The organism is Enterobacter sp. CC120223-11, from assembly GCF_900215375.1.
In the GTDB taxonomy this organism is placed as follows: domain Bacteria; phylum Pseudomonadota; class Gammaproteobacteria; order Enterobacterales; family Enterobacteriaceae; genus Scandinavium.
This window is the reverse complement of record NZ_OBEF01000001.1, coordinates 313,131-329,645: the sequence shown is the minus strand read 5'-3', so window position 1 is coordinate 329,645 and position 16,515 is coordinate 313,131. Positions and strand designations below refer to the sequence as shown.

Here is a 16,515-nt window from a genome sequence, read left to right as displayed (position 1 = left end):
ACTCAAAGGGAGGGGGAATCCTGAAGATTACTTCTGACCCTTCGCAAATTCCTCTTTTGCTTTCTGCAGCTGCTGCTGGAACTCAGGATTGGTGTGCAGCGTGGCCACTACCGCAGAACCCACGATGCGTGCGGCATCGACATCGCTCTGCCAGTGGTAACCGCAGATCACTCGACTTTCACCCAGATCGTATCCACGCTTGAGGATCTCGTTCTGCCGCGCCGGGTTCACTTCCGCCAGCACCAAGGCAGTCGCCCAGCCGATTGAAGTGTGACCCGACGGATAAGAACCGTTTTTCGACAGCTCATCCTGCTCTTTGGTGTTGCAGGTCGGCACGCCGTAGAAGGCAAACGGACGAACACGCATATATTTCTGCTTCGCCGAACGGGTTGCCAGGTCCCCTGCATCCTCAATCATATTGGTCAGCAGCTTGTGCAGCTCCGGGCTGTCCTTCGCGGTAATTGGCGAACCAAACGCGCCAGAGAAGGCATTAGCCACGCCGCCGCTGCTGAGGTTGGCATCTTCCGCTGCCTGCTTACCGCGTTCGGTCGTGCGCAGCAGACGGCCCTGCTCATACATCGCCTGATCGTTCAGGAAAGCAATGCTGCCGACTTCTGGCGGTGGCGGGAGCAGGGCGAGGCTGTCGATAGCCTGCGCATTTTTCAGGTAATAGAGGTCAGGTTTGGTGGTGGCATCGTTGCCGGAAGGCACCAGGGCAAAGGCGTTGACGGAAAACAGGCCAGCGACGCAAAAGGCCAAAAGACTCTTCTTCATGAGTGTTCCTTATTGTTTGAAATCGTCCAGGGGGAAAGCTGTCACATTTCTGTCATAAATGGCGCGGAAAAAGGGTGCGGTAACTCGCAAAACGGCTGATTCATAAATTTTGTGAATGAATTGGGTGATGACCCGACAGCGGTTAAAACACTCAATCGCGCGCTTAATGAGCAACAGTGCGCGAAATCAGATTGTCGTACTTATCACCTCTGCAAATGGGCGCTAACATAGCAGGATTGCAATGACAGGAGATGTCCATGAGCGAGCAAGCCATTCGTTTGACGCAATACAGCCACGGAGCCGGTTGCGGTTGTAAAATTTCCCCCAAAGTGCTGGAAACCATCCTGCATTCTGAACAGGCGAAGTTTGTCGACCCGAACCTGCTTGTCGGCAACGAAACCCGCGATGACGCGGCGGTATACGATTTGGGTAACGGCACCTCGGTTATCAGCACCACCGATTTCTTTATGCCGATTGTCGATAATCCTTTCGACTTCGGGCGCATCGCCGCCACAAACGCTATCAGCGATATTTTTGCGATGGGCGGCAAGCCAATCATGGCGATCGCGATCCTCGGCTGGCCGATCAACACCCTGGCGCCGGAAATCGCTCGCGAAGTGATTGAAGGCGGTCGTTTTGCCTGCCAGCAGGCGGGCATTGCGCTGGCGGGCGGCCACTCCATTGATGCACCGGAGCCGATTTTTGGCCTCGCCGTCACCGGTATCGTGCCGACAGAGCGCGTGAAGAAAAACAGCACTGCGCAGGCGGGTTGTAAGCTGTATCTCACCAAGCCACTTGGGATCGGCGTGCTGACGACCGCAGAGAAAAAATCGCTGCTTAAGCCTGAGCACAAAGGCCTGGCGACGGAAGTCATGTGCCAGATGAACCTCGCCGGGGCGGCGTTCGCCAACATTGATGGCATCAAAGCGATGACCGACGTCACCGGTTTTGGCCTGCTCGGGCACCTCAGCGAGATGTGTCAGGGCGCGGGCGTTCAGGCACAGGTTCGCTTTGCCGACGTGCCAAAACTGCCAGGGGTGGAAGCGTACATCGCCCAGGGGGCGGTGCCAGGCGGAACTTCGCGCAACTTTGCGAGCTACGGTCACCTGATGGGCAGCATGCCTGAAGAGTGGCGTAACCTGCTGTGCGATCCGCAAACCTCCGGCGGTCTGCTGCTGGCGGTGCTGCCGGAAGCGGAGAACGAAACCAAAGCCACGGCGGCGGAATATGGCATCACGCTGACCGCCATCGGCGAACTTGTTACCGCTCGCGGCGGTCGCCCTATGATTGAGATCCGTTAGCCGCATGCGCTTGTTTATCGCGGAAAAACCAAGCCTGGCTCGCGCCATTGCCGATGTGCTGCCTAAGCCTCATCGCCGTGGCGATGGCTACATCGAATGTGGCAACGGTCAGGTGGTGACCTGGTGTATCGGCCATCTGCTCGAGCAGGCGCAGCCGGATGTCTACGACAGCCGCTACGCGCGCTGGAACCTGATGGATTTGCCGATCGTGCCCGAGAAGTGGCGGCTTCAGCCGAGGCCGTCGGTCACCAAACAGCTGAACGCGATCAAGCGCCTGCTCGGTGAGGCCAGCGAAGTCATTCACGCCGGTGACCCGGATCGCGAAGGGCAGCTGCTGGTGGATGAAGTGCTCGACTACCTCAATATGCCGATGGAAAAGCGCCGTCAGGTTCAGCGCTGCCTGATCAACGACCTTAACCCGCAGGCTGTGGAGCGCGCTATTTCCCGCCTGCGCCCCAACAACGACTTCATACCGCTGTGCGTTTCGGCGCTGGCACGTGCCCGCGCAGACTGGCTGTATGGCATCAACATGACCCGCGCCTACACGCTGCTGGGCCGCAATGCGGGCTATCAGGGCGTGCTCTCCGTAGGGCGCGTGCAGACGCCGGTCCTGGGCCTGGTGGTGCGGCGCGATGAAGAGATTGAAAACTTTGTCGCCAAAGATTTCTTCGACGTAAAAGCGCATATCGTCACGCCTGCCGAGGAGCGCTTCACCGCGACCTGGCAGCCCAGCGAAGCCTGCGAGCCCTATCAGGATGAAGAAGGGCGCCTGCTGCATCGTCCCCTGGCCGATCACGTTGTGGCGCGCATTGCCGGGCAACCGGCAGTTGTCACTGCGTACAACGACAAGCGTGATTCTGAACCCGCGCCGCTACCGTTCTCGCTTTCGGCGTTACAGATTGAAGCCGCCAAAAAGTTTGGCTTCAGTGCGCAGAACGTGCTGGATATCTGCCAGAAGTTGTACGAAACCCATAAGCTCATAACCTATCCGCGTTCCGACAGCCGTTATCTGCCGGAAGAACATTTCGCCGGACGCCAGGCGGTGATGAATGCCATCAGTGTGCACGCGTCCGGTTTACTGCCGCAGCCGGTGGTCGACACTGAAATTCGCAACCGCTGCTGGGACGACAAAAAGGTGGATGCGCACCACGCCATCATCCCGACGGCCCGCAGTTCTTCGGTGAACCTGACCGATAACGAAGCGAAGGTTTACGAACTGGTGGCGCGCCAGTATCTGATGCAGTTCTGCCCGGACGCGGTGTTCCGCAAGTGCCAGATAGACCTGGATATTGCCAACGGTAAATTCGTCGCCAAGGCGCGTTTCCTGGCGGAAGCAGGCTGGCGCACGCTGCTTGGCAGCAAAGAGCGTGACGAAGAGAACGACGGCACGCCGCTGCCGGTGGTTGCCAAAGGCGATGAGCTTCTCTGTGAGAAAGGCGAAGTGGTGGAGCGACAAACGCAGCCTCCGCGTCATTTCACCGACGCAACGCTACTTTCCGCGATGACCGGGATCGCACGCTTCGTTCAGGATAAAGACCTGAAGAAGATCCTCCGTGCGACGGACGGATTAGGCACAGAAGCCACGCGCGCGGGCATTATCGAGCTGCTGTTCAAACGCGGTTTCCTGGTCAAAAAAGGGCGCTACATCCATTCGGCGGAAGCCGGAAGGGCGCTGATCCACTCCCTGCCGGAAATGGCGGGCCGCCCGGACATGACCGCGCACTGGGAGTCGGTGCTGACGAAAATCAGCGAAAAGCAGTGTCTCTATCAGGATTTCATGCAGCCGCTGGTGGGCACGCTGTTTGACTTGATTCAGCAGGCGCGCAGCACGCCGGTGAAGCAGTTCCGTGGGCTGGTGGCTCCGGGCGGCGAGTCGAAGAAGAAAACGTTCAGTAAGGCCCGGAAGAAAAAACCGGAGACGCCAGCCGAGTCGTAAGAGTGTCGGGTGGCGGCTTTGCCTTACCAGACCTACGGGATCGCGCGGTGCTGTAGGCCCGGCAAGCTTACGCCGCCGGGCGATTCTTTCTTAAATCACACCCTGAGCCAGCATGGCATCGGCCACTTTCACAAACCCGGCGATATTCGCGCCGCGCACGTAATGGGTTTGCTTCGCTTCACCGCCAAATTCCACGCAGGCCTGGTGAATGTCCAGCATGATATGGTGCAGACGCGCGTCCACTTTCTCCGCCTTCCAGCCCATGCGCGCCGCGTTTTGCGCCATTTCTAACCCGGAAGTCGCCACGCCGCCCGCATTTGCCGCCTTGCCTGGCGCAAACAGTACGCCCGCTTCAAGGAACAGATCCGTCGCCGCGATGGTGGTTGGCATATTGGCCCCTTCGGCGACAGCCTTCACGCCGTTGGCGATCAGCACGCGGGCTGCGTCTGCATCAAGCTCATTTTGCGTCGCACACGGCAGGGCAATGTCTACCGGCACGGCCCAGGGCTGCTGGCCTTCCAGGTATTGCAGGCCAAACTCACGGGCGTAGTCCGCAACGCGTCCGTCGCGGCTGGTTTTGATCTCTTCCAGACGTTTCAGTTTTTCAGTAGTGAATCCTGCTTCATCGACCACCGTGCCGCTGGAGTCCGAGGCGGTGACCACACGTGCGCCAAGCGACATGGCTTTTTCAATAGCGTACTGCGCGACGTTACCAGAGCCGGAAACCGCCACTCGCATGCCTTCAAAGCCGAGGCCGTGGCGCTTGAGCATCGCATCGGTGAAGTAAATCAGGCCATAGCCGGTGGCTTCCGGGCGGATCAGACTGCCGCCGAAGGATAATCCTTTGCCGGTAAACACGCAGGCGGTGTTGTTGGAGAGCTTTTTCATCATGCCGGTCATAAAGCCGACTTCCCGCGCGCCGACGCCAATATCGCCCGCGGGAACGTCCGTATCAGCGCCAAGATGACGATACAGTTCGCTCATCAGCGCCTGACAGAAACGCATGATTTCACCTTCGCTTTTGCCTTTCGGATCGAAATCGCTGCCGCCTTTGCCACCGCCCATCGGCAGGGTGGTGAGGGCATTTTTGAAGGTCTGTTCAAAGCCGAGGAATTTGAGGATCGACAGATTTACCGACGGGTGGAAACGCATCCCGCCTTTGAAGGGCCCAATCGCCGAACTGAACTGCACGCGCCAGGCGCGGTTGACCTGCACCTGGTTGCGATCGTCAACCCAGGTCACGCGGAACTGGATGACGCGCTCGGGTTCGACCAGGCGCTCAAGCAGAGCCATCTGACGGTAACGCGGGTTTTCGTCGAGGAATGGCCACAGTGTGCTCATAACTTCGCGCACGGCCTGGGCAAACTCGGGCTGATGCGGGTCGCGCTGCTGCACGCGAGACAGGAAAGATTCCAGAGAGAGAGTCGATTCCATTACGATAAGTTCCTCTTATGGCTATAACGGTATGATGTTTGTGTGTTTATTCTTCGCGAGGTGTGTTAACCCGACTATCTCCGCTGACGCAGCGGCAGGCAAGGAAAAATCTCAATCAGGCAGGAAAACTTATAATGGCGGAGTCGTCATAACAAAAAACGATGAAGGCGAAAATTTAAGAAAACGCAGCCCGGGCCGATATAGTTAACAGAGAACTTGCAAAAAGGAACGACGATGAAACGATATCTGATGGCGGGGCTGTTACTGCTGGCGGGCGTCAGCGCACAGGCAGCGGAACGGTATGGCTCTGGCGTGGAGGTGAACGTACCACCGGAAGTGTTCAGCAGCGGCGGTCAGCGTGCGCAGCCGTGCTCCCAGTGCTGCATCTATCAGGATCAGAACTACAGCGAAGGCGCCGTGGTGAAGGCTGATGGCGTTTTATTGCAGTGCCAGCGAGACGAGAAAACGATCAGCACGAACCCGCTGGTCTGGCGGCGCGTAAGGCAATAAAGGCGTCGAGCAGTGGAATGTCGGCGGGGGCTAACTCACGCTGATACGCAGATTCCGGCGTCACCCATACCAGTTCACTGTGCTCATGCGCGGTCAGTTCGCCGCTGAATTCAGGCACGTGCCACGCATGCAAATGGATAATCCGTCCGGAGACTTCCCGTTGATGGCTCGCCACGTATGCGGCGGGCAGGGCATGGATCCCCAGTTCTTCCCTGAGCTCCCGAACAAGCGCCTCGGGCTGGGATTCTCCGGCTTCCACTTTTCCTCCCGGAAACTCCCACATTCCTGGCTGGTCGGCATGCGCCGGGCGCTGAGCCAGTAAAATCAGGCCATCGCGTTCGATAATTGCCGCCACCACATCAATTGTTTTCAGCATAGAGGTCAAGGTTCCAGTATTGGGCGTGTCATACTATCTCTGCCGTTGAAAAATCAGAAGATGGACTGGAGTGATCGGGTGAAAAACCGTCAACCCTGGGTGCCGCCGCTGGGAAATCTTCCCGCCTCGCTAGCGCCCATCGTAAAAATGCAGAAGAAACATTATGGTGACGTGCTGAACCCCACCCGCTGGTGGGGCCGAATGCCGCGCCTGTTCTGGCTGGTGGCGCTGTTCGTTGGCTGGCTGGAAAGGAAAAAAGCCCGCCTCCCGCCTGAGCTGCGCGCGCTGCTGATGACCCGAGTCTCACAGCAGTGTGACTGTGCGTTTTGCATTGATGCCAACAGCCTGCGGCTGGCGCAGCGCTGTAATGCGATGGACAAAGTGCTGGCGGTTGCCGAGTGGCGCAGTTCCACATTGTTCACGGAGGCGGAGCGTGCAGCGCTGGACTACGCTGAGGCGGTTACCGCCACGCCGCCGAAAGTGAGCGATGAACAAAAAGCCGTGCTCAAACGCTTCTATGACGACGAAGCTATCTGTGAAATGACTGCGCTTGTGGCGTTTCAGAATCTGTCCGCACGCTTTAATGCCGCGCTGGATATTCCTTCGCAGGGCCTGTGCGACGCGCAGAGGAAACCCCATGCTTGATCGCCACCTGCATCCCCGCATCAAACCTTTGCTCGGCCAACTGGCGGAGAAACTCGACAGGCCAGGCATTACGCCGGACGGCATCACGCTTGTCGGGTTCGCGATTGGCGTGCTGGCGCTGCCGCTGCTGGCGCTGGGCTGGTATCTCCATGCGCTGCTGGCGATCGTCCTTAATCGTCTTCTCGACGGGTTGGACGGCGCGCTGGCGCGAAGGCGTGGCCTGACCGATGCCGGTGGCTTCCTGGATATCGCGCTGGATTTTCTGTTCTACGCGCTGGTGCCTTTTGGTTTTATTCTTGCCGACCCGCTGGCGAACGGGCTGGCGGGCGGCTGGCTGCTGTTTGCCTTCATCGGCACCGGCAGCAGCTTTTTAGCCTTTGCGGCCCTGGCGGCGAAGCACAATATCGACAACCCCGGCTATGCGCATAAGTCGTTTTATTACCTCGGCGGCTTAACGGAAGGGACGGAAACGATCGCGCTGTTCGTGCTGAGTTGCCTGTTTCCTGAGGCGTTTGCGTGGCTGGCGTGGGTGTTTGGCGCGCTGTGCTGGCTGACAACGCTGACGCGGGTGTGGAGTGGGTATGTGACATTGTCACGTTTTTAATGCCAGACGACATTGAATTTGCAGGCCCGGCAGGGCATCGCCGCCGGGCAATACTCGGAAATTAAAACTTAAAGTGTTGAATCAGGGCCGCGTTCGCCGCTGCTGACCGGGTTCTTCGCATTCTGGCTCCACTCATACCAGCCACCGTCGTACACCGAAATGTTCTGCCAGCCCATGGCGCGCGCATACATAAAGGTTTCTGACGCACGCCAGCCGGTGCCGCAGTAGAAGGAGATCTGCTGCGAGGGCAGAATGTGCCACTCTGCCCACATCGCCGCGATGTCGTCGGCGCTGCGCATGGTGCCGTCCGGGTTGTGGAAATCTTCCATATGCGTGGAATCACTGCCCGCGTGGCCCCAGCGCGCGCCGGCGATTTCACCTTTTGGTTTGATGTAGCTGTAGCCGCTGGTGGTGCCGATAAACTCCGGCCAGGAACGAATGCTCACGAGGGATGCATCCTTGCGATGCAGCAGGCCGCGCGCCTGTTCCTCATTGAGCATCAGCTGTGGCTGGCCCGGAATGGTTGCGCCAAAATCGGGCTCGGCTTTCACTTTGCCAGGCGTGCCGCGTTCAACGGGCAGGCCAGCGTCAGACCAGGTTTTCCAGCCGCCATCCAGCAGGCGAACGTCTTTCACTCCTGCGTACAACAGGATCTGCGCCACGCGTGCGGCGGCGTAGACGTCACGACCGTACAGGATCACCGTGGTGTCGTGGCGAATACCTTGCTTCGCCAGCAGTGCTTTCAGCTTGTCGTCTGAAACCTTGTTCCACAGCGGTTCGCTTTCCACGTCGTTGGTGTCGATGTAGCCCGCGCCCGGAATGTGGTTCAGCAGATAAAATTTCGGCGCACCCCAGGCGGCTTCAATCACCTTCCAGTCACCTGTCGGCGCAGCGGTCACCGCTTTCCCTTGCTGCAAATCATGCAGCCACTGTGGGTAAACCAGCTGTTCGAAGTGCGGCAGCTTTTGCAGGCGTTCGGGCTGAGTCAGGGCATCGCTGAGCACGCTGACGCGGGTCATGCCCGCCTTTTGCAGGCGCTCCGCAACCGCAGCGTTATCTTTCTGCGCACCGTACAGCGCCACAGGCGTGGATGGCTGGAGTTTATGTTGTTTGACCCATTCGGCAAGCTGCGTATCGTTCATCGCGGAAAGCCAGGTTGCCGAGAGGTTCAGCGCCGCCGGTTCATGGCCTTCCGGCCCGTTCAGCGCCTGAGGCCAGCCGTTGTAGAACGCGCTGAGGCGCGTATCAATGGCGACACCTTTCTGCTGTTGCAGCTGGCTGAGGGTAAGAGCAGAGGCCATATCAGCCGCAAAAGAAACCGAGGAGGAAAGCCCGATCAGCAGGGCCAGCGCGGTCAGTTGAGAAACACGTTTCATCGAATTGCCCGTCAGAGGAAAATTGAAGCGCCATTCTGAACCTCCGTTTTAAGAAATACCTTGCGTTAGCGCAGTTTAGCGCCAGCTTTCAAGGCGCAGGCAGCGCCCTTCTGGCGGGATGTCGGCGACGTCATGAGTAACGAGAATGACCGGGATCTGCCGCCGCTTAATCTCTGCGAAAACCCACTGGCGGAAGCTGTCACGCAGGACGGCATCCAGCCCGCTGAAGGGCTCATCCAGCAGGAGAGCTTCGGGTTCAGCAAGTAGCGAACGCAGCAGAGCCACGCGCGCCCGCTGGCCACCTGAAAGCGTGGCAGGGTCGCGGGCGTAAAAGCCGCCCAGCCCCGCCTGCTCCAGCGCCGCCTCTGCCTTTTGACGGCGAAGGCCACCGGGCACGGCGCCGGGCAGGGCCAGCAGCAAATTTTGCCCGACGCTGAAGTGGTCAAACAGCAGCGCGTCCTGAAAAAGAATGCCGATGCGCCGCGCCTCCGTCGGCAGTGTGTCGCAGCGTCTGTCATTCAACCACAGCTCGCCACGGGCGTGGAGATTGCTCTCCGATGCGCCGACCATCCACCCAAGCAGGGTGGATTTTCCGCTGCCGGATGCGCCCATCAGCGTCAGGGTCTCACCGTTGTCGGCCTGAAAGCTGACGTCGCTGAGCAACGTTTCGTGCGTGAGCCGCAGTGTCAGATTATCCACTTTCAGCATTAGCGAAGTCCTTGTCGGTAGTGTCCCACCAGGCGCAACAGGAGCGCGATGGCCAGGAAAAAAAGGCCGGGGAGTAAAAGCTGCCACAGCGCCTGCGTCGCCAGCATCGGCGTGCTGCCGCCGCTGCTGAGTGCCACCGCGTCGGTGGTGAGCGTAGCGACACGTCCGGCACCCAGCCAGAGCGTTGGCAGATATTGCGTGATGCTGACCGAGAATCCGACCGCCAGCGCGGCCAGCAGCGGACGCAGTAAAAGCGGGCATTTCACCCGCCAGAAGCAGCGCCAGCGGCCCCAGCCCAGCGTTCGTGCGATGGTCGTGAGTCGGGGATCGAGACGCTGCCAGGCCGGTTGCAATATAAACAGCATCCAGGGCATGACCCACAACAGGTGCCCCCACAGCACCGTCAGCCATTCGCCATCCTGCCAGCTTAGCAGGGCCAGCTGATATTGCCCGGAGGCGAGCGGCAGCGCGGGCAACACCAGCGGCAGCCAAATCCAGGCGGTAAAGCGTTTTGCCCCAAACTCCTGCCAGAGCAGGCAAAGCACGCCGCCGATAATTGTTGAGCCCAGCGCCAGCCCTAGGCTGTTGCCGATGCTGTCAGCGTTCGCCATTTCTCTGTTGGCCAGCAGGGCCAGCGTCGTCACGCAGAGCAGGCTGAGAAGCGGGAGAATTACGGCAAGCGCTTTACCGGGCAGGACAAATGATCCCGGATGGCGGATGCCGCGAAAATCAGGTATTCGGGTGCGATAGAGCCGCCACAACCCCTGAGCCAGCAGAATCAGCGCGGCGAGTAGCAAAAGCAGCAGCAGGCAGGCCAGCGCCCCTTTTGCCTGCTGCAGTTCATCGCCCTGGGAGAGCCACTGCCAGGCGAGCACGGCAAGCGTGGGCGGATTACCGGGGCCGAGAATCAGCGCCACGTCCACCGCCGACAGCGTCCAGGCGGTGGTGGCGAGCAGCACAATACGCAGCTGTGGCAAAAGCTGCGGCACGACAACCCAGGCCAGACACTGCCAGCGGCCAAAACCCTGGCTGCGAAGCGTCAGACTCTGCTCCGCCAGCCGTTTCTCACCCAGCAGGGCATACATCGTCCACAGCAAAAATACGCTCTCTTTGACCGCCAGCGTCAGGCCGAGGCCGACTCCGTAGCGATCGACAGGCGGTGTGAGGCCTGGAAACTGGCGAAACAGCCAGCCGCCTTCAGCAAACAGCAACCATGCGGCGCTCGCAAAGGCCACGTGCGGCACGGCGAGCAGCAAAGGAAGGCGAGTGGCCAGCTGCTGCCAGAGCCGTGACGGCCAAAGGGCAGACACCACGCACAGGGCAATGCTCAGCGCACCGATGAGGGCAATCAACGTGGAGATGAGCGTGGCCAGCGCGGCCTGCGGGAGCTGTGGATCGTCCAACAGCACCTGCCAGTACATCGACGAGAAGGCGGGGGCAAAAAGCTGAACGGCGGCGGGCAGCAGGGGAAGATAAATCAGCCCCATGGCCGCCCACAGCAGGCCTGTTAGTGTGTACCGTAGCGGCGCAGCCATTCCTGCTCCAGCGCGTTAACCCAGGCGGCGTGCGGTTCGGCAAGGACCGGCGGCGTGGCTTGCTGCTGCATAACCGGCCAGGGTTTCGGCAGCTTGCCCATATCCAGCACGCTTGAGTCGCCCCAGACGGCAGGATCGGCTTTACGCTGCTGCGCGTCCGGCGACAGCAGGAAATTCGCCACCACCTTCGCGCCAGCCGTCGCCCGGGCATTCGCCGGAATAGTGACAAAATGGACGTTGCCAATCATCCCCTGGGTGAAGCCAAAACCGTAGCTGTCCTTTGGCAGCTCACCGCTGGTGACTTTCTGACTGGCGTGCAGCGGGTTAAACGTCAGCGACAGGCGCAGCGTGCCGTTGGCAAGCATCGCGTCCATCCGCGCAGGCGACGGAGGGAAATCACGGCCTTCACGCCAGAGTAACGGGTGCAATTTATCGAGATAGGCCCACAGCGGCGCGGTGACGGCGGCGAAGGTGGCTTCGTCCGGCGGCTGCTTCAGCGCATCAGGCCGGGGAGTGAGCGTCAAAAGCAGCTGTTCCAGAAATGCCGTGGCGGTGAAGTCTGGTGGGCGTGGATAGGTCACCGTGCCTGCATGTACGCTGGCGAATTTCAGTAATTCATCAGGCGATTCTGGCGGCTGCGGCGTTTGCTCGCGGCGGGCGATAAACGTCAGCTGCGCGCTGCCCCAGGGGGATTCGGCTCCTTCGGTCGGGACAGAAAAATCTTCCAGTACGGGTTTTTTCAGGTCCACATAGCGCCAGTTGGGCAGCTGCTGCGCCCAGCCCGTTTGCAGCAAATTAGCTTCCTTCAGCGTGCGGAAGTTTTCGCCATTCACCCACAGTAAATCAACCGAGCCGCCTGTGCTGCGCCCGGCCTTCGCTTCCGTCTGAATACGCTTCACTGCATCGGCGGCATCGGCAAGGCGTACGACTTTCAGGGTAACGCCATAGTCGCGTTTGACCTCACCGCTGACCCAGTCGAGATAGCGGTTAACCGCCGGATCGCCGCCCCAGGCGTTGAACCACACCGTTTGCCCCTGGGCCTCCTTCTCTGTCTGCTGCCACTCGGTGGACGCAAAAGAAAGCGGGGTCACCGCCAGCAGCGTCATCCATAACATACTCCGGGAAAGTTTCGACATCATCAGCGTCTCTTCTGGCGTTGTTGGGTGATTTTTTTGACCATCATAATCAGGATAGCCAGGGCAAAAAGGATCAGCAGGCCGGTGACCAGCCAGTAAGTTCCGCCGGCCAGCATGCCGCCGACGCAGGAGTACACCACGGTGGCGGGCAACTGCCCGAGTCCGGTTGCTACAAAAAACGAGCGAAAGCGCAGGGAGGTCAGCCCGGCGGCATAGCTCACGGGGTCGAAGGGCACGAAGGGCAGCAGGCGGCAAATCAGAATGGTGTGTTTGCCGTAGCGGGTGAAAAAGTCATCGATGCTTTCCAGGACGGTTTTGCCGGTGAGTTTTTCCACCGCCTCCCGGCCGAGAATGCGGGCGAGGTAAAAGCAGAGCGCGGCCCCCGCCATCGAACTTGTCCAGGAGAGGACGCCGCCCCAAAAAGCGCCAAACAGCGAGGCGTTGGCGAAAGTGATGAGAAATGCGGGCAGCGGGGCAACGATTGCCTGCAGGATCATCAGAAAGAACGACACAGCGGCGGCCTGCGGCCCCCATTGCTGAATAAAACGCTCTATGGCGGCCTGATCGAGCGTGGCAAAGGCTGCCAGGCTGCCGTCCGTGACCGCTTTCACCGTCGGGGAAAACCAGTACGCCATCACCAGCGCGAAGACGACTATCAGAAGGCCGATGCGGGAAAATCGGCTCATTGCCACGGCCCTGTGACGCCTAAGCCCCTGCGGCGCGCCCATACTTTTGCCGTCTGAACAAGCGCGAACAGGAGGGCACCCGCCACGCAGAGCTTCAGGAAAAACAGCCGGGTGATGCCGTGCGTGGCGAGATCGTCAGCCATCAGTGTGTAAATCAGCAGTCCGGGAAAGGTGGTGAGGGCGGACACGAGGGTAAAGGGCCAGAAGCGGATGGCGGTCAGGCCGTAGGCAAAATTCTGGATGTTCCAGGGAAACAGCGGGATCAGCCGGGTGAACAACAGAAAATCCAGCCCGTTACGATCGATGCCTTGCTCTATGGCCTGAAACGCGGCGGTATGCCCGAAGGTGCGCATCAGCATCTCCCGCCCAAGCGCCCGCGCCAGTAAAAAAGAGACTGAGCCTGCCAGCGTGGCGGCAATCAAAGAGAGCAGGGTGCCGTACAGCGGGCCGAAAATCACGCCACCGGCGATGACCAGCAGGCTGCCGGGCATGAAACAGATGGCGGCAACCACAAACAGCAGAATATAAAGCGCAGCACCCGCTGAACCGCTCTGGCGAATAAACGTCTGGAGGTGCTGAAGATGAAGCAGGAGATCGGCAAGACCGCTGCGATGCACAACAAAAATCAGGATGCCGGAAAGGACAATCAGCAGCAGAAGCTGTGCGTCTTTCCTCCTCAGAACTTCTTTGGCATCCGTCTCTCCGTTATGTCGGGGTTATCAGGACGGCATTTTACCCTGCTTCGCCCGCCCCACGTCTTTGATGTTACGCAAGTAAAAATGGCTGGAGGGGAAAAACCTGACGCTGTGATAGCGTCAGGCCGGGTCAGGATCAGCTTTTGAAGGTTGCCCAGATTGGCGCGTGGTCTGACGGCTTTTCCATCCCGCGAATATCATAATCAATACCGGTATCAACGCAGTGCGGCGCGAAGCCCTGGCTTGCCAGCAGCAGATCTATGCGCAGCCCGCGGTTGTCGTCGAAGCCTTTGGAGCGGTAGTCAAACCACGAAAACTTGTCCTGGGTTTCCGGGTTTGCATGACGGAAGGTGTCCACCAGGCCCCAGCCCATCAGGCGGTCCATCCACTCGCGCTCTTCCGGCAGGAAAGAACATTTGCCGGTGCGCAGCCAGCGCTTGCGACTCTCTTCGCCGATGCCGATATCCAGGTCCGTGGCGCTGATATTCATGTCGCCCATGATCAGCACCGGGTTCTCTTTTTTCAGCTCGCTGTTCAGGTAGTTTTGCAGGTTCTGGTAGAAAAGCTCTTTGGCCGGGAATTTGGTCGGATGGTCGCGGCTTTCGCCCTGCGGGAAATAGCCGTTAATCACCGTCACGTTGCCGAACGGGGAAGGGATTTCCGCCATGATAATGCGGCGCTGGGCCTCTTCACCGTCGTCCGGGAAACCACGGCGCACGGAGATCGGCGTTTCTTTGGTCAGCAGAGCCACGCCGTAGTGGCCTTTCTGGCCGTGGTAGAACACGTTGTAGCCGAGTTTTGCCACATCTTCCAGCGGGAACATATCGTCGTGAACTTTGGTTTCCTGAAGGCCTATCACGTCCGGCTGGTGCTTTTCAACGATGGCTTCCAGCTGATGCGGGCGGGCACGCAGGCCGTTGATATTAAAAGAGACGAATTTCATAGTCGCTGCCACTGTGTCAGATGAATGATGCACGGATGTTAGCAGAATTTACGGCGGCTGACCTCCGCCGATTCGCGCTTCATCATCAGGTCGGGGGGATCATGTCAGCTCCCGCAGCCGGGCCAGCAGCGTCGGGAAAAATTCCGCAACGGTCGGGTGAACGGGCAGCGCCTGCTGCATTAGCCGATAGCTGGCGCCTGTCGCCATAAAGTTAGTGATGACCGCGATAATTTCGTCACCGCCAATGCCGAGAATGGCCGCGCCGAGAAAGCGCTCGCTTTCGGCATCCACGATAACCCGCATCATGCCCAGGGTTTCATCTTCTTCTTTCGCACGACTGACGTCGGCCATGGCGATATCCGCCACCAGAATCTTTTGCCCTTTGCCTGCCAGTACCTGCGCCTGGGCAAGCGTGATGCCCACGCGGCCTAACGGCGGGTCGGTGAACATGGCATAGCTCAGCACGCGCTTGTCGGCATCCTGCCACTGCCCTGTCGGGTGTTCGCCGTCGATTTCCGCCAGCACAATTTGCTGATCGTGATAGCTGGTGTGGGTGAACGCTCCGCGGCCATTAACGTCGCCGAGCGCTTTGATCCCCTTCACGTTGGTGTTGAAGTGAGCATCGGTACGAATAAATCCACGTGCATCCGTTTCCACGCCCACGGCGGCAAGGTTCAGGCGTTCTGTGTTGGGCCGTCGTCCGCTGGCAAACAGAATATGACTGCCGTTGAGGGTCCGGCCATCGCTCAGCTGCACGGTCAGACCGCGATCTTCACCGATAAGCTTGCTGACGCTGCTGTTCAGATGGAAAGCGATGCCTTCGGCGCGCAGAAAGGCCGCAATGTGCTCGCTTATCTCTTCATCTTCACGCTCGGCAATGCGTCCGGCGCGATGAATGATGGAAACCTCTGCGCCAAGGCGGCGGAAGATTTGCCCCATTTCGAGGCCGATATAGCTGGCACCCACGATGAGCAAATGCTCAGGGCATTGCGTCAGGGCAAGCACGCTGACGTTATCGAGATACGGAACTTTGTCTATTCCGGGCAGCTCAGGGATTACCGCCCGAGCCCCCGTGTTCAGATAGACGCGATCGGCAGAAAGCGTTTCGCCGTTGACTTCGATCAGAAATTTGTCACCGTCACGTCCGATAAAACGGCCCCAGCCGTGGATCGTATCAATATTTTTGGTCGCCTGAAGCCAGCCGGTAAGCCCCTGGCGGGATGTTTCAACCCGCGCCCGCATACGCTGCATGGCTGCCGCAAAATCAACGCTAACTGTCCCGGTGAGTACGCCAAATTCCGCCGCCCGGCGCGCCATATGCGCCACGCGGGCAGATTTGCGCAGCGTTTTGGTCGGCGTGCAGCCGACGTTGACGCAGGTCCCTCCCAATAAATTGCCTTCGATAAGCGCCAACCTCTGGCCCCTTTGAGCCAACTCAACGGCAAGGGAGGGCGCGGCCTGGCCGGCGCCAATCAGGATTGCATCAAAGTGCCGCATGAGTTCCCCACTTAGCGGTTTGCGAAAGAATCAGAATGAGCGTAGTGCAGGGGATTAAGGGTGACAAATTCGCCCCTTTACAGGGCATTGCGCTCCGTTTTGGGGCAACGACTTACGATAAATGTCGCAGCCTTCACAAATCACGAATTAAGTTTTACTAATGCATAATGCAGCAATTATTAATGCTACTAATGGCTTGTTATCGCTTTTTTATTCACTTTTTATGCAAATTGAGTGAATGGCGTCAGGTTGTAACTTATTGATATTTGGTTAACCACTTCCGTTTATGCACTTTTGTCGCTGGCTGGCACGATGCGTGCAATATACATTTACAGCACAAGTACTCATATTTATTAACA

The 16,515-nt window shown here is 59.0% G+C and carries 17 protein-coding genes; 6 read left to right on the top strand and 11 right to left on the bottom strand.

Translation table 11 applies throughout. From position 1 onward, the window contains the following. Positions 1–27: 27 nt before the first annotated feature. Positions 28–774, bottom strand: coding sequence for an acid phosphatase PhoC (gene phoC, locus CRO87_RS01510; RefSeq protein WP_097161160.1), 747 nt, complete (start codon positions 772–774; stop codon positions 28–30). 257 nt (positions 775–1,031) lie between these two features. Here phoC and selD point away from each other — a divergent pair, with 257 nt between their 5' ends. After that, entirely contained in the window at positions 1,032–2,075 is a 1,044-nt protein-coding gene (gene selD / locus CRO87_RS01500) for a selenide, water dikinase SelD (RefSeq protein ID WP_097161159.1), read from the top strand. A 4-nt stretch (positions 2,076–2,079) separates the two neighbouring features. Next, a complete protein-coding gene (locus CRO87_RS01495; RefSeq protein WP_097161158.1) occupies positions 2,080–4,011 on the top strand; it encodes a DNA topoisomerase III in 1,932 nt (643 codons plus the stop codon). Positions 4,012–4,101: 90 nt separating this feature from the next. Here CRO87_RS01495 and gdhA read toward each other — a convergent pair whose 3' ends face one another. Further along, entirely contained in the window at positions 4,102–5,445 is a 1,344-nt protein-coding gene (gdhA, locus tag CRO87_RS01490) for an NADP-specific glutamate dehydrogenase (RefSeq protein WP_097161157.1), read from the bottom strand. A 234-nt stretch (positions 5,446–5,679) separates the two neighbouring features. Here gdhA and CRO87_RS01485 point away from each other — a divergent pair, with 234 nt between their 5' ends. Continuing rightward, entirely contained in the window at positions 5,680–5,955 is a 276-nt protein-coding gene (locus tag CRO87_RS01485) for a DUF1496 domain-containing protein (protein WP_097161156.1), read from the top strand. Here CRO87_RS01485 and CRO87_RS01480 read toward each other — a convergent pair. Continuing rightward, on the bottom strand, positions 5,915–6,331 hold the full coding sequence (locus CRO87_RS01480; protein WP_097161155.1) for a pyrimidine (deoxy)nucleoside triphosphate diphosphatase: 417 nt from the start codon (positions 6,329–6,331) through the stop codon (positions 5,915–5,917). The two genes, CRO87_RS01485 and CRO87_RS01480, sit on opposite strands and share 41 nt — an antisense overlap. A gap of 78 nt (positions 6,332–6,409) precedes the next feature. Between CRO87_RS01480 and CRO87_RS01475 the strand changes: the two genes are divergently transcribed. Beyond that, on the top strand, positions 6,410–6,976 hold the full coding sequence (locus CRO87_RS01475; RefSeq protein ID WP_097161154.1) for a carboxymuconolactone decarboxylase family protein: 567 nt from the start codon (positions 6,410–6,412) through the stop codon (positions 6,974–6,976). Further along, positions 6,969–7,580: a CDP-alcohol phosphatidyltransferase family protein gene (locus tag CRO87_RS01470; protein ID WP_097161153.1), complete on the top strand. Its 612-nt coding sequence runs from the start codon at positions 6,969–6,971 to the stop codon at positions 7,578–7,580. The genes CRO87_RS01475 and CRO87_RS01470 overlap by 8 nt, the downstream gene beginning before the upstream one ends. A 68-nt stretch (positions 7,581–7,648) precedes the next feature. On the opposite strand, the gene CRO87_RS01465 is transcribed toward CRO87_RS01470, so the two are convergent. The 6 genes from CRO87_RS01465 to CRO87_RS01440 all read right to left on the bottom strand — a co-directional run bounded on the left by CRO87_RS01465 (position 7,649) and on the right by CRO87_RS01440 (position 13,677). Further along, positions 7,649–8,956: a rhodanese-like domain-containing protein gene (locus tag CRO87_RS01465; protein ID WP_097161152.1), complete on the bottom strand. Its 1,308-nt coding sequence runs from the start codon at positions 8,954–8,956 to the stop codon at positions 7,649–7,651. A gap of 75 nt (positions 8,957–9,031) precedes the next feature. Beyond that, complete coding sequence (locus tag CRO87_RS01460) at positions 9,032–9,664, bottom strand: ATP-binding cassette domain-containing protein (protein ID WP_097161151.1); 633 nt, start codon at positions 9,662–9,664, stop codon at positions 9,032–9,034. Continuing rightward, positions 9,664–11,199 carry an ABC transporter permease subunit gene (locus CRO87_RS01455; RefSeq protein ID WP_097161150.1) on the bottom strand — a complete coding sequence of 512 codons (1,536 nt, stop codon included), beginning with the start codon at positions 11,197–11,199 and terminating at the stop codon, positions 9,664–9,666. Before CRO87_RS01455 ends, CRO87_RS01460 begins: the two co-directional genes overlap by 1 nt. Further along, positions 11,172–12,314, bottom strand: a complete 1,143-nt coding sequence (locus CRO87_RS01450) for an ABC transporter substrate-binding protein (protein WP_097161303.1) — start codon at positions 12,312–12,314, stop codon at positions 11,172–11,174. Before CRO87_RS01450 ends, CRO87_RS01455 begins: the two co-directional genes overlap by 28 nt. 23 nt (positions 12,315–12,337) lie before the next feature. Next, positions 12,338–13,021, bottom strand: a complete 684-nt coding sequence (locus CRO87_RS01445) for a TVP38/TMEM64 family protein (RefSeq protein WP_097161149.1) — start codon at positions 13,019–13,021, stop codon at positions 12,338–12,340. Beyond that, positions 13,018–13,677: a TVP38/TMEM64 family protein gene (locus CRO87_RS01440; RefSeq protein ID WP_141398651.1), complete on the bottom strand. Its 660-nt coding sequence runs from the start codon at positions 13,675–13,677 to the stop codon at positions 13,018–13,020. The genes CRO87_RS01445 and CRO87_RS01440 overlap by 4 nt, the downstream gene beginning before the upstream one ends. Here CRO87_RS01440 and CRO87_RS01435 point away from each other — a divergent pair. Continuing rightward, positions 13,603–13,863, top strand: a complete 261-nt coding sequence (locus tag CRO87_RS01435) for a hypothetical protein (RefSeq protein WP_097161147.1) — start codon at positions 13,603–13,605, stop codon at positions 13,861–13,863. The genes CRO87_RS01440 and CRO87_RS01435 overlap by 75 nt on opposite strands. On the opposite strand, the gene xthA is transcribed toward CRO87_RS01435, so the two are convergent. Beyond that, positions 13,853–14,659, bottom strand: coding sequence for an exodeoxyribonuclease III (xthA, locus tag CRO87_RS01430; protein WP_097161146.1), 807 nt, complete (start codon positions 14,657–14,659; stop codon positions 13,853–13,855). The two genes, CRO87_RS01435 and xthA, sit on opposite strands and share 11 nt — an antisense overlap. Positions 14,660–14,758: 99 nt before the next feature. Continuing rightward, on the bottom strand, positions 14,759–16,156 hold the full coding sequence (locus CRO87_RS01425) for a mercuric reductase (protein WP_097161145.1): 1,398 nt from the start codon (positions 16,154–16,156) through the stop codon (positions 14,759–14,761). Positions 16,157–16,515: the final 359 nt, after the last annotated feature.